The organism is Saccharothrix coeruleofusca, assembly GCF_017876325.1.
GTDB lineage: Bacteria > Actinomycetota > Actinomycetes > Mycobacteriales > Pseudonocardiaceae > Actinosynnema > Actinosynnema coeruleofuscum.
Genome location: NZ_JAGINV010000001.1, coordinates 3,642,421 through 3,655,293, shown reverse-complemented (window position 1 = coordinate 3,655,293; position 12,873 = coordinate 3,642,421). Strand labels below are relative to the sequence as shown.

The 12,873-nt window shown below is 70.9% G+C and carries 11 protein-coding genes; 6 read left to right on the top strand and 5 right to left on the bottom strand.

Annotation, left to right across the window (positions count from 1 at the left end; all coding sequences use genetic code 11):
* Position 1: 1 nt before the first annotated feature.
* Entirely contained in the window at positions 2-892 is an 891-nt protein-coding gene (locus tag JOF41_RS16470) for an FAD binding domain-containing protein (protein WP_209620008.1), read from the bottom strand.
* Positions 893-1,063: 171 nt separating this feature from the next.
* Between JOF41_RS16470 and JOF41_RS16465 the strand changes: the two genes are divergently transcribed.
* Positions 1,064-2,548, top strand: coding sequence for a PucR family transcriptional regulator (locus tag JOF41_RS16465; protein WP_209620004.1), 1,485 nt, complete (start codon positions 1,064-1,066; stop codon positions 2,546-2,548).
* A 190-nt stretch (positions 2,549-2,738) separates the two neighbouring features.
* Here the strand turns inward: JOF41_RS16465 and JOF41_RS16460 are convergent, their stop codons facing one another.
* Positions 2,739-3,089, bottom strand: coding sequence for an Imm1 family immunity protein (locus tag JOF41_RS16460; protein ID WP_209620001.1), 351 nt, complete (start codon positions 3,087-3,089; stop codon positions 2,739-2,741).
* A 4-nt stretch (positions 3,090-3,093) separates the two neighbouring features.
* Positions 3,094-4,503: a DUF1996 domain-containing protein gene (locus JOF41_RS16455; protein ID WP_189225227.1), complete on the bottom strand. Its 1,410-nt coding sequence runs from the start codon at positions 4,501-4,503 to the stop codon at positions 3,094-3,096.
* A 265-nt stretch (positions 4,504-4,768) separates the two neighbouring features.
* Between JOF41_RS16455 and JOF41_RS16450 the strand changes: the two genes are divergently transcribed.
* The 5 genes from JOF41_RS16450 to JOF41_RS16430 all read left to right on the top strand — a co-directional run bounded on the left by JOF41_RS16450 (position 4,769) and on the right by JOF41_RS16430 (position 9,815).
* Positions 4,769-5,695 carry an SMP-30/gluconolactonase/LRE family protein gene (locus JOF41_RS16450; protein ID WP_189225228.1) on the top strand — a complete coding sequence of 309 codons (927 nt, stop codon included), beginning with the start codon at positions 4,769-4,771 and terminating at the stop codon, positions 5,693-5,695.
* A 229-nt stretch (positions 5,696-5,924) separates the two neighbouring features.
* Positions 5,925-8,396, top strand: coding sequence for a sensor histidine kinase (locus tag JOF41_RS16445; RefSeq protein WP_209619998.1), 2,472 nt, complete (start codon positions 5,925-5,927; stop codon positions 8,394-8,396).
* Between the two features lie 42 nt (positions 8,397-8,438).
* Positions 8,439-8,870 carry a roadblock/LC7 domain-containing protein gene (locus JOF41_RS16440; RefSeq protein WP_189225230.1) on the top strand — a complete coding sequence of 144 codons (432 nt, stop codon included), beginning with the start codon at positions 8,439-8,441 and terminating at the stop codon, positions 8,868-8,870.
* Entirely contained in the window at positions 8,870-9,241 is a 372-nt protein-coding gene (locus JOF41_RS16435) for a DUF742 domain-containing protein (protein ID WP_189225231.1), read from the top strand. The genes JOF41_RS16440 and JOF41_RS16435 overlap by 1 nt, the downstream gene beginning before the upstream one ends.
* Positions 9,222-9,815, top strand: coding sequence for a GTP-binding protein (locus tag JOF41_RS16430; protein ID WP_189225232.1), 594 nt, complete (start codon positions 9,222-9,224; stop codon positions 9,813-9,815). The genes JOF41_RS16435 and JOF41_RS16430 overlap by 20 nt, the downstream gene beginning before the upstream one ends.
* A 279-nt stretch (positions 9,816-10,094) precedes the next feature.
* Here the strand turns inward: JOF41_RS16430 and JOF41_RS16425 are convergent, their stop codons facing one another.
* Together JOF41_RS16425 and JOF41_RS16420 are read right to left on the bottom strand one after the other, a co-directional pair.
* Positions 10,095-11,465: a tryptophanase gene (locus JOF41_RS16425; RefSeq protein ID WP_209619995.1), complete on the bottom strand. Its 1,371-nt coding sequence runs from the start codon at positions 11,463-11,465 to the stop codon at positions 10,095-10,097.
* Positions 11,466-11,476: 11 nt separating this feature from the next.
* Positions 11,477-12,469: a tryptophan dimethylallyltransferase family protein gene (locus JOF41_RS16420; protein ID WP_189225233.1), complete on the bottom strand. Its 993-nt coding sequence runs from the start codon at positions 12,467-12,469 to the stop codon at positions 11,477-11,479.
* Positions 12,470-12,873: the final 404 nt, after the last annotated feature.

Here is a 12,873-nt window from a genome sequence, read left to right as displayed (position 1 = left end):
GTCAGACGCTCCCTCCCCAGCGGTCCCGGTGGTCCTGGTAGTCCTGCCACGCCCAGCCCAGCGCCCGCCGGGCCAGCACGGCCAGCGCGTGCCCGCGGTATGCCGCGGTGCCCCGCACGTCGTCAATCGGGCTCGCGGCCTCGGCGACCAGTTCGCCGAACCGGCGCCGCACCGGTTCCGGCAACGGCCGCGGCGACCGCCACTGGTCCGCAGCGGTCAGCTCGCCGGACAGGAACTCCTCGGCGGCGCTCGCCCGGCGCGGGGTCGGCGCGGCCGAGCCGATGGCGGCGGCGACGCGCGCGGCGGCCGGGTGCAGCGCGATGGCGAACGAGCACACCGCGATCACCATGGCGTTGCGCGTGCCCACCTTGCAGAACTGCTGTGGTCCCCGCGCCCGCGGTATCAGCACCGCGGCGATCAGCTCGTCCGGCTCCAGCGCGTTGCGCTTGACGCCCAGGTAGAACTCGGTCGCCGGGATGAGCCGGGTGCCGCGCGCGGACACCGCCTCGACCACCGCGTCGGCGGTCAGCAGCACCGGGTGCGCGTCACCCGCCGGGGAGGCCGCGCCGAGGTTGCCGCCGACCGTGCCCCGGTTGCGGATCTGCGGCGAGCCCACCGTGCGCGACGCCGCCGCCAGCCCCGGCAGCGCCCCGCCCAGCTCGTCGATGACCCGCGCGTAGGGCACCCCGGACCCCAGGCGCACCACCCCGGCCCGCTCCGACCACTGGCGCAGCTCCGCCACGCGGGTCAGGTCCAGCAGCGCGGCGGGCCTGCGGTGGTCGAAGTTCAGCTCCACCATCACGTCCGTGCCGCCCGCGATGGGGACCGCGTCGGGGTGCTCGGCCTTGAGCGCCAGCGCTTCGGCCAGGGTGTCGGGGCGGAGGAAGTCCATCGGCGACCTCGGGTGTGTGCGGTGCGTGCGGGCCAGTACACCGATTCCGGTGGCGGATCAGCTACGGCGGCGGTGCATGAATTCCAGGCTCCTACAGGGTGTTGATTTGTGCTTTCCTACAAACACGATCGGGTGACCGTAAGTGGTGGTTGTGACAGCGGGGAGGCAGGCGTGTTGCTGGTGCGCGGCCTGCTGGGGGCGCCGGAGCTGCGGCTGCGCCTGGTGACCGGCGAAGACCTGCTCGACCGACCGGTCACCGGTCTGTACGGCACCGAGCTGCCCGACCCTGCCCGCTACCTGAGCGGCGGCGAGCTGGTGCTGTCGGGGCTGCTGTGGCACGGCACCGCGGCCGACTGCGAGAGGTTCGCCGCCGCGCTCGCGGGCGCGGGCGTGGCGGCGCTGGCGGCCAGCGGCACCGACGGCAGCGGCCTGCCCGCCGCGCTGGTGGACGCCTGTCGCAGGCACCGGGTGCCGCTGCTGGAGGTCCCCGTCGACCTCTCCTTCGCGGTGATCACCGAGCGGGTCGTGCTGGCGCTGGCGGCCGAGCGCGGCGGCGCGCTGCTGGACGGGCACCGGCGGCTGCTCGCGGTGGCGGCGGGCGAGGGCGGGCTGCCCGCGCTGCTGGCCGCGGGCGCGGCGGAACTGGACGCGCCGTGCCGGGTGCTGTCGACGACCGGGCGCGTGGTCGCCGGGCCGGAGCTGGACCCGCGGGTGCGCACGGCGCTGGTGCGGGAGTTCCTGCGGGCCGACCGGCTGCCGGTGGTGGTGCGCCGCACCACGCTGCTGCCGGTGGCCGAGCGGGGTGGTGACCGGATGACCGGGTGGGTGCTGGCGGTGGACGGCGACCGGGCGCGCGACGAACTGGCCGCCGAGCTGGCCAGCCTGGTCGGCCTGGAGCGGGCGCGGGTGGTGCAGGCCCGGCGAATCGGCAACCGCGCCGCCGGGCCGCTGCTGCGCGAGGTGCGCTCGGGCACCGGCGAGCTGGCCGCGCACGTGGCCGCCGCCGGGTGGGAGCCCGACGTGCCGCTGCGCGTGGTGTCGGCGTCCGCTTCGGACGGTCGCACCGAGCTGGTCGCCGCCCTGCTGGAGGAGGTGCTGGCCGCGGTGACCCCGCACGCGCTGGTCTGCGCGGTCGGCGCGGAGGTCTGCGCGGTCGCCCCGTCCGGCGCGGGCTGGGCGGAGGCGGCGCGGTCGGCGCTGCACACCGTCGAACCGGCGCTGGGCTCGACCCGCGTGGCGGTCGGCATCTCCTCCCCGGTGCTCGCGGCGGGACTGCGCGGTGCGGCGGTGGAGGCCGCGCATGCGCGCCGGCTGGGCGCCCGGCGCGGCGGCCGGACCCGCGTGGTGGCGGGGGAGGAGATCGCGGCGCACCAGTTGCTGCTGGCGAGCGCGCCCGAGGAGCTGCGCGGCTCGCTGCGCCGCCGGGTGCTGGGCCCGGTGCTGGACTACGACGCCGAGCACGGCTCGGACCTGGTGGGCACGCTGCGGGTGTTCCTGGACTGCTCCGGCTCCTGGACCACCGCCGCCGCCAGGCTGCACGTCCACGTCAACACGCTGCGGTACCGGGTCGGCCGGGTGGAGCGGCTGCTCGGCGCGGACCTGTCGGACTTCGCCCGCCGCGTCGACCTGTACCTGGCGTTGCGAGCGGGCGGATAACCGGCGCGCGGTGTTGTGGGGCGATCCGGCGGTGTGTGACGGCTCTCCCGCGCGGCCCGGAACGTCGTACGCCCGCCGCGCCGGGGCGAGGCAGGCGTACGACGTGCTGCCGGGGTCGACCTGCGCGGCGCTCGGGGTGCCGCACCGGTCGGCGGGGCCCCTGACCCGCCGGGGCACGGGAGAGGCTCCCTCACCTCACCCGCTGCCAGGGCACCAGGGTGGGCCGCTGACCGGTGGTGAGGAACTCGTCGATCGCCACCGCCAGCTCGGTGACCGGGATCTCGCAGTGCGACGGGAAGCGCAGACCCGCGTAGCGGGGGCCCATCCGGGGGCCTTCGCCCAGGCTGGCCCAGGAGCCCGTCATCGCGTCGGCGAACAGGATCGCGCCCCGATCGCCCCGCACGCCCACCCACGCGGTGTGCTCGCAGTCGCTGTGCACCAGCGCGGCGTTGCGGGCCACGACCAGCCTGTCCAGCAGCCGGTGCACGTCCTCGGTGCGGCGGACCTGCGCGACGCCGCTGTCGTAGTGCGCCTGGATCACGGGGTCACTCCTTGCAGCGCTTGCCGGTGTTCACGCAGTCGACCAGCCGGTTCATGATCTCCTCGCCCATCACGTTGGCGAAGTCGTCGTGGTCGGAGAACGGGTTGTGCTCCTCCTCCGGGAAGGCGTCGACCGCGTACTGGCCGTTGACCTGGACGTCCCTGGGGATGTTGTAGGTCAGGCTGATGCGCAGCTGCGGCACGGCGGTGAAGCCCTGCGGGCAGCGGCCGTTCTGGTCGGGGTAGACGATGTGGTCGCGGTGGTTGGCGCTGTCGGTGTTCTTGCCGTCCCAGCAGCTGGCGAAGTCGTGGATGCGCTTGACCTTGCTGCCCTGCGGGCAGATCGGGTACTTGTTCATCAGCACCTTGTCCTCGAAACCGGTGCAGGTCCACGAGTTCCGGGCGTTCTTCGGGCCGTTGGTGGTGACCTTGGCGTCGCCGTAGAGGATGCGCAGGAACTGCGGCATCGCGGTGACCTTGCCGACCGGGCTGCCGCGGAAGGTCAGGTCCACCACCTCCGGGCGCTGGATCTCGCCCTCGTTGCCGGGCAGCTCGTTCTCGTCGCTGGCGCTCTTGCCCTCGCCCTTCTCCACCGCATCGGGCTCGGCGGCCCGCTGCTCCTCGGCGACCTGCGCGTCGGCGGCGTCGCCGTCCTTGACCGTGCACGGCGACAGCCGCAGCAGGTTGCGGGTCCGCGCGCCCGCGCGGTTCATCGCCTGGGAGATCTGGACGATCGTGCCGACGCGCTGGTTGCGCAGCGGCCGCAGCACCTGGTTGTTGACGAAGTTGGCGTCGTCGACGTTGCCGCTCTGCAGCTTCTGGTTGGCCTGGGTGACCTGGTCCTTGAGGGCCTGCAGGCCGCGGTCGACCTCAGCGCGGGCGCGCTGCGGGACGTTGCGCAGCTTGCGCCGCAGGTCCGGGCACTCGACGGTGGCCTTGGCCGGTTCGCCCGGCTCCTCCTCCTCGTTCTCCCGGTCGATCCGGACCACGGGCCAGAAGTAGGTGGACTTGTCGCCGTTCTTGCAGGTGGTGTCGGCCTCGGCGAGGCTCTCGTTGGTCGAGTCGGCGTCGGTGGACACGTTGCCCACGTAGTCGTGCAGGTGCTGGGCGCCGTTGCGCACGCCGGGCTGGGCGATGAAGTTGTCCGGGTTGAAGTGGCCGTTCTCGTTGCGGCCGCAGTCGACGGTGAACGTCCCGGTGGAGGCGTCGCGCTGGGGGCGGGGGGTGTTGACGTTGCGGGCCTGCTTGGTGATGTCGACGAACAGGGAGATGTCGGCCCCGTCCGCCTGGGCCGTGCCCTGGTCACCGGCGCTGGAGATCGCGACGGCCAGGCCGATCGTGAGCGCCAGCCCGGTCGCGCCTGCTGTCAGCTTCGTGCGCCGGGAGAAGCGGTGCCGCCCCTGGTTTCGCGTCATGGAAGTGTCACCTCGTCGTAGGTACGCGCATCGATCGCTTGCTTCGAACCCCGACCGCCGGTGGGCGGTGGACACCGGGGCATACGTACCGGTGCCAGTCCGCGACCTGGCCGTTATCGTTTCGTTATATCGGGTGACCCCTATCTTCGGCCCAGGTCGGCGCGCGGCCTGCCCCCGCCGGTGTTCCTGTCGGTTGCACGTGAGGTCTTCACCCGCGCCCACGCCTGCGGAAGACTCGCGAACCGGACAACCGTAAGGAGTGGCCATGTCTCGCACTTTCGGCGTGCTGGCGGCGGTAGTGGTCGGGTTCGCGCTCGTCACCGCCACTCCCGCCGCCGCTGAGCACGTCCATCCGTTCCCCACCGAGATCCCGCTGCCCGAGGGCTTCAGGCCGGAGGGCATCGCCATCGGCGCCGAACCCATCGCGTACTTCGGCTCCCTCGCCGACGGCGACCTCTACCGGGCCGACCTGCGCACCGGTCGGGGCGAGGTCTTCAGCCAGGGGCCGGGAACGCAGTCGGTGGGTCTCCAGATCGACCGGCGTGAGCGGCTGTTCGTGGCGGGCGGCGCGACGGGCGACGCGCGGGTCGTCGACGCCCGCTCCGGCGAAATTCTCAAGTCCTACCGGTTCTCCAGCGGTGACACGTTCGTCAACGACGTGGTTGTCACCCCTAGTGCCGCGTACTTCACGGACAGTTATAGGGCGACCCTTTACAAGGTGCCGTTCGGGCGTTTCGGGCAACTACCCGACACTTTCGTCAGCGTGCCTCTAACGGGTGATTTTGTGCTGACCCCCGGAGTCATCAACGCGAATGGCATCACCACCACCCCGGACGGCCGGGCGCTGCTGGTGGTGCAGAGCAACACCGGCAAGCTGTTCCGGGTCGACCCGGACACCGGGCACTCCGCCGAGGTCGACCTCGGCGGCGAGGTGCTGACCAACGGCGACGGGCTGCTGCGCGAGGGGCGGACCCTGCGCGTGGTGCTGAACCGGGTCAACACGCTGGCCTCCTTCACCCTGAACAAGGCCGGGACCAGCGGAAAGCTCACCTCCGCGATCACCGACCCGCGCTTTGACGTGCCGACCACGGTCGCCGAGTTCGGCACCCGGCTGTACCTGCCCAACGCCCGCTTCACCACCACGCCCACCCCCACCACGCCGTACAACGCGGTTTCCGTGCCCAAGCCCTGAACACCAGGGGGTCGACGGGAATCCCCTAATCGCCCCTAGTTCCCGCCGACCCCCTGTCCGGTGCCGCGCCCCAGTGGGTAGCCTGACCGTCGCACGGTGCGAGTGATCGCTGTCTCTTCGTAGTTTTGATCTTCAGTGTTACCGTTCTGTAGCCGATCTGGTGACGAGGAGGCGGCGCGCTCGCGCTGCACCTGACCTGGCAACGGAGTTCACGAGGCTGCGGAGCGCTGTGAAGCAGAAGAGCACAACGGAGACGAACTACAAGACCATCCGTTCACGTCTCACGGGTGTCGTCGTCGTCCCCAGCATCGTCTTGCTCGTGATGTGGGCGCTGTTCTCCTCGTACACCGTTTTCGACGGTTACTACCTGCGGACGGTCGCCGCGGGCGTGAAGGACGCGTCCATCCCCGCGCTGCAGACCTTCGCCGCGCTGCAGAAGGAGCGCGAGCTCAGCCTGACCAGCCTGAGCCAGCCGGAGACCGACAAGACGGCGCTGCGGGCGCAGTACGAGGAGACCGACCGGGCGCTGGGCGCGATGAACAGCGCGCTCGACGAGCTGGCGACCTCGGCGCCCCAGGAGATCGTCGACCGGATCAACGGTCTGGACGTCCTGCTCGGCCAGCTCTCGCAGAAGCGGTCGCAGCTGGAGACGGGCAAGGCGTCCAAGAGCGAGATCTACACCTACTACAACAGCCTGCTCGACGCGGGCACCGCGCTGTTCAACGTGCAGGCGCGCACGGTGCCCGACGCCGAGTCGGTGCAGAACGCCATCTTCGCGCCCGAGTTCTTCAAGGCGGCCGACTGGATGTCCAGGGCCACCTCGATCGCCTCGGCCGCGCTGGCGGCGGGCTCGTTCAGCCCCGAGGAGCACATCGAGTTCGCCAACCTCGTCGGCGCCTACCACGCGACCTACGAGTCCGGCCAGCCCTACGCGCTGCCCGAGGTGCGCAGGCACTACCAGGCCATGGTCGAGAGCGAGGCCTGGAGGAAGCTGGTCGAGTTCGAGAACAGGCTGGTGCAGAACCAGAGCAGGCCCGCGAACGCCGGGTCGCTGTCGGACTGGCAGGGCATCAGCGGCCCGATCGCGGCCGAGCTGAACGCGCTGACCAGCGAGCAGGCCGCGGGCGCGGTGGACATCACCATGGCCAACGGCGAGAGCAAGTTCCGCACCGTGCTGATCGGCAGCCTGGTCGGCCTGCTCGCGGTGATCATCGGCATCCTGATCGCGATCCGCACCTCGAACCGGCTGGTCAACCGCGCGCTGATCACCCGTCTGGCGGCGCTGCGGAAGGACTCCCTGGCGCTGGCCCACGAGCGGCTGCCCGACATCGTCGACCGGCTGCGCGAGGGCAAGCACGTCGACGTGGAGGCGGAGGTCCCGCCGCTGGACTACGGCAGCGACGAGATCGGCCAGGTGGCCGACGCGTTCAACGCCGCCCAGTTCACCGCGGTCGCCGCGGCGGTCAAGGAGAGCCAGGCCCGCGAGGGCGTCAACCGGGTCTTCCTCGACATCGCCCACCGCAACCAGGGCCTGGTGCACCGCCAGCTCAAGATCCTGGACAAGCTGGAGCGCGAGGAGGAGAACCCCGACCAGCTCGACGCGCTGTTCCAGCTCGACCACCTGGCCACCCGCGCCCGTCGCAACGCCGAGAACCTGATCATCCTGGCGGGCGAGCAGCCGGGCAGGCAGTGGCGCAAGCCGGTGCGGCTGCTGGACGTGCTGCGCGCCGCGGTCGCCGAGACCGAGCAGTACGTCCGGGTCAAGGTCAACCCGGTGCCCGACGTGGCGCTGGTGGGCGCCGCGGTGGCCGACACCATCCACCTGGTCGCCGAGCTGGTGGACAACGCCACCGCGTTCTCCTCGCCGCGCTCCCAGGTGCAGATCCACGCCAGCGAGGTGCCCCAGGGCGTCGTGGTGGAGATCGAGGACCACGGACTCGGCATCAGCCCGGAGGACCGCGAGCAGCACAACGCGATGCTGGCCGACCCGCCGGAGTTCGACGCGGTGCGGCTGCGCGGCGAGTCCCGCCTCGGCCTGTTCGTGGTGGCCCGGCTGGCCGCGCGCCGGGGCATCCACGTGGAGTTGCGCGAATCCCCCTACGGCGGCACGCTGGCCTTGGTGCTCATGCCGACGTCGATCGTGGCGAGCCCGAACTCGCCGACCGAACCCGCGGACACCACCCTCCTGCTGTCCCGGCGCAGCCTGCACGACCACGCGGTCGCCGAGCGGGACGAGGACGAGGAGGAGCCGGTGGTCGCCGCGGGGAACAACGGGTCGGTGCCGGAGGCCAGGTTTCCCGAACCCTCCCAGCTGGAGGGCTTCTGGGCCCAGGCCGAGGCGGCCGCGAATCAGCAGCACGATCCCCAGCCCGAGGACGAGCGACTGAGCGGTGGGCTGGACCTGACGCCGCACAGCGGCTCCCTGGAGCTGCCGCAGCGCACGCGGACCGGGGGCGACCTCGCGGCGGAGTCGCCGCGGCCCGACGCGGGCGATCCCGCGGGGGGCAAGCCCGAGCTGCCCCGCAGGCGCAGGCAGCAGCACATCGCGCCGCAGTTGGTGCGCAACGATTTCCACCCGACGCCCGAACCGCTCGCCGAGGTCGACGTCGAGCAGGCCGCCGAACGGGTCCGCAACGGCCTGTCGGCGTTCCAGCGGGGCACTCGCAACGCCCGCCGCTCCGACGACGCCTTCGAGAAGTGATCCGCAGTGGACGGACGACTGGAAACCGGAAAGGCAACCCCGATGAACGACATGACCAGCCAGCACAACGAACTGAACTGGTTGTTGGAGGACCTGGTCGGCCGTGTGGTCGGTGCCCGGCACGCGGTGGTCCTGTCCGCGGACGGTCTGCTGCTGGGCCGCTCCGCCGGCCTGTCCAAGGACGACTCCGACCACCTGTCCGCGATGGCGTCGGCCTTCCAGAGCCTGGCCCGCGGCACCGGCCGCCACTTCGGCGGCGGCAAGGTCCGGCAGACCATCGTGGAGATGGAGCACGCCTACCTCTTCGTCACGGCGGCAGGCCACGGGGCGTGCCTGGCGGTGCTGGGCGAGGAGGACTCCGACATGGGCATGATCGCCTACGAGATGAACATGCTCGTGAAGCGGGTGGGCACCTACCTGTCGTCCGCGCCGCGGGGCACCTCGGTGTTGCCCACCGCACGCAGGTCGTCCTGATGTCCAGGCGCGAGGACTGGTGGTACGACGAGGCGGCGGGTCCGCTGGTCCGCCCCTACGCGATGGTGCGCGGCCGGACCCGGCCGCTGCGCCCGGAACTGCACCTGGTGACGCAGGTGCGCGCGATGCCGTCGCCGTCGGACCCGGATTCGCTGTCCGTGGAGCACCTTGAGATCATGGAGCTGTGCAAGCGGCCGCTGTCGGTGGCAGAGGTCGCCGCTTACCTCGACGTCCCCCTCGTGGTGGTCAAGGTGCTGCTCAGCGATCTCATCCAGCGCGGTGACGTCGTGATCAGGGACCCCTCGCGGATCGCCGAGGTGCCCGACCGGAACCTGTTGCAGGCAGTGCTGGATGGTGTGCGTGGAATCTGAGCGGCCGGGCGGGGAACTCCTCGTCCCCACCCCAGTCAAGATCGTCATCGCCGGGGGCTTCGGCACCGGGAAGACGACCATGGTCAACTCGGTCAGCGAGATACCCCCGCTGCACACGGAGGAGCTGCTCACCGAGGCGGGCGTCGGCGTGGACGACGTGGCGGGCCTGGAGAACAAGGAGACCACCACGGTCGCCCTGGACTTCGGCCGCATCACGATCAACCCCGAGGTCGTGCTGTACCTGTTCGGCACACCGGGCCAGAACCGCTTCTGGTTCATGTGGGACGAACTGGCCTACGGCGCGATCGGCGCGGTGATCCTGGTCGACACCCGCAGGCTGGACAGCAGCTTCCCGTCGATCGACTTCTTCGAGCGGCGGGGCATCCCGTTCATCATCGCGGTGAACTGCTTCGAAGGCGCGCACAGCTACGCCGTCGACGAGGTCCGGCGCGCACTGGACGTGGACGACGCGATTCCCGTGGTGCTGTGCGACGCGCGGAAGCGGGAGTCCAGCAAGACGGTGCTGGTGAGCCTGATCCAGCACACCATGGACCGCCTCGACGCGATGGCCTGAGCGGAAAACCGTTGGCGCGCCCAACCCCGCGCCAACGGTTTCCACCCGAACGCTCAATTCATGGTGCCCGAACGCTCAACTCGCGCGGAACCCGGTGGGCACCGCGCGAGGCCGCGTCGGCCTGTCGGCATGCCTTTCGCGGAAAATCACGCTCTTCGATTTTCCGCGAAACGCGTGCCGATGGGCCGACTTCCGAGCGGCCGAGCCTGCCGTCTGCGGAGCAGCGGCCATCGATACAGCCGACTTCCGGGTGGCCGAGCCCGACCCGGCGGAGCCGGGTCAGTTCAACACAGGCTCCAGTCGGCAGTTGAAGTGGCGCAGCAGGGCGGGCACTTCGACCAGGCGGTAGCCGGGCACCCGCTCGGGGCGCTTGGCGATCTCACCGAGGGTTTCGGCCACGTACTCCAGGTGGCTCTTGGTGTAGACGCGGCGCGGGATGGCCATGCGGACCAGTTCGTAGGGCGCCGGGGTGATCAGCTCGCCCGACTCGTCCAGCTCGCCCAGGTACAGCGATCCCAGTTCGGCGCAGCGGATGCCGCCCGCCAGGTACATCTCCTGGGCCAGCGCGTGGCCGGGGAACCGGCTGGGCGGGATGTGCGGCAGCAGGCGTCCGGCGTTGAGGTAGAGCGCGTGCACGCCCGCGGGGCGGACGCTGTCCACGCCGACGTCGGCGATCAGCTCGGCCAGGTAGGCGGTCTGCTCGGCGCGCGAGCGCAGGTAGGCCGGGTCGGTCACCTCGACCAGGCCCTGCGCCAGCATCTCCAGGTCGCGGCCGGACAGCCCGCCGTAGGTGCGGAACCCCTCGGTGGCGATGAGCAGCAGTTCGCAGCGCTTGGCCAGTTCCGGGTCGCGCATCGCCAGCAGCCCGCCCATGTGGACGATGCCGTCCTTCTTCAGGCTCGCCACGCAGCCGTCGGCCAGTGCGAAGGCCTCTTGGGCCACTTGCCGGGGGGTGCGGTCGGCGTAGCCGGGTTCCCGCTGGGTGACCAGCCAGGCGTTCTCGGCGAAGCGGGCGGCGTCGAGGAAGAACGGCACGCCGTGCTCGCGGGTGAGCCGGGCCACCGCCTCCAGGTTGGCCATGGACACCGGCTGGCCGCCGCCGCCGTTGTTGGTGATGGTCATGATGACCAGGCCGACCTCGTCGGGGCCGGAGAGCACGCGCTGCAAGGCTTCCAGGTCGATGTCGCCCTTGAAGGGGGAGTAGCTGTCGAGGTCCTTGGCCTCGGCGCAGGGCAGGTCCAGCGCGACCGCCCCGACCAGTTCCACGTTGGCGCGGGTGGTGTCGAAGTGGGTGTTGCTGACCGACAGCTGTCCCGGTTTGAGCAGCGCGTTGAACAGGATGCGCTCCGCGGCGCGGCCCTGGTGCACGGGGAACAGGTGCGGGTAGCCGGTCAGCTCCTCGACGACCTCCCGGAACCTGAAGAAGGAGCGCGCGCCCGCGTAGCTCTCGTCGCCGCGCAGTCCGGCCGCCTGCTGGTCCGCCGACAGCGCGCCGGTTCCCGAGTCGCTGAGCAGGTCGATCGTCACGTCGGCCGCGCTGAGGTTGAACGGGTTGTACCCGGCGGCGGCCAGGGCGCGTTCGCGGTGTTCGCGCGTGGTGATCGGGATCGGCTCGACGGCCTTGATCCGGTAGGGCTCCATCAGGGGCATTCGGGGAACTCCTAGTTCGCCAGGCTGCTCTCGCGGGGGGAGGCCACGTCGTAGGCCTCGGAGGAGAGGTAGACGGTGATGCCGGGTCTGGGCTTGCCGGTGCGCAGGGAGACGTGGGCGATCAGGCCCACTCCCTCGTCCAGCGGGCGTTGGGCGATGCTGCGCAGCGCGGTGTCGAACTGCGCGGTGTCCAGGCCGTACGCCGCCATCGCGGCGTGCACGCGCGCCACGGCTTCCGCGTCGTCGCTGACGTAGTCGCGCACCGGCAGGTACAGCGAATAGCCGCTCGGCCGGGAGGTGTCGCCGTCCAGGAAGGTGTAGCTGGAGATCAGCGGTCTCCGGTCGAAGGTCCTGGTGCCGCCGCCGACGATGCGGCAGAAGTCGTCCAGTCGCTCCGCGTCGACGTCGCGGGCGGCGTGCGCGGCTCGTTGCGCGACAGCGGCTTCGGCGTCGTGGTGGGAGACGTAGACCTTCACCCGCGCGCGTCTGCGGTCGAGCAGGTCGAGCGCGAAGAAGGAGTACCGGTCGGCGCCGGGCCTGGTCATCGCGTGGTCGAGCAGGGTTTGGTGTCCGCCCGCGAAGCCGGTCCGCGCCAGTCCTTCCCGCACCAGGTCGTCGGCGGCGTGCTCGCCGCGCACCTGCGGGTTGAAGTACACCTTCACCGCGGGCGGTTCGCCCGCGCGGAAGACGAGCGAGTACCAGAAGGTGAAGTCGCTGTGCGGCTGGTCGGGGAGGAACAGCTCCCGGACGTGGTCGAAGCGGCTGAGGTCCAACCGCTGCCTGCGTCCCATCGCGGCCAGGGCGTCGAGCGCGCTCTGCGTGTTCGCCCGGCGGGACGGCGTGCCCGCGGTGGGTTCGACGATGGCGCGCACCACCGGCGGAGCGCCTGCTTCGAATGCTGTGGAGAACTCCACGGGGGTGTGGTCGTCGGCGACGTCAGACGGCCAGGTGGGTGGTTGGGACAGTGGTCGCGAGCCGCCGGGGCCGAGCGCGTCACCGAGCATTCCGAGGGAATCCTCGGTGTTCCTGGTAATGCCCAGGGAGTGCAGGAGAGCGTGCAGTTGGCGGCCCGTGAAATCGCGTATCGAATCCTCGTGTGCGTCCAAGACTGGGTCTCCTCGTGGGGTGCGAAGGAGAAAGTACGCCATGCGAACCAATCTTGTCCACCGTATGCCCCAATTGTGACATAACGCGGTGGAAGGGCATCACCGGCGCGTCGCAAGCCTTACGGAATGCCTGTTCCAAGTAGCGAGGAATACTCCGAACGGCCGATTGACGACCTCTCTGTTCATTCGTTCGCACCAATGCGCCACGAGGTGTCATAACGCATGGTGGCATTATGGGAAAAGTGCTCCCGTGCGATACGCTGGAAGTTTCCCGGCACGCTTTGCGCTGACGGCCGTCAGGG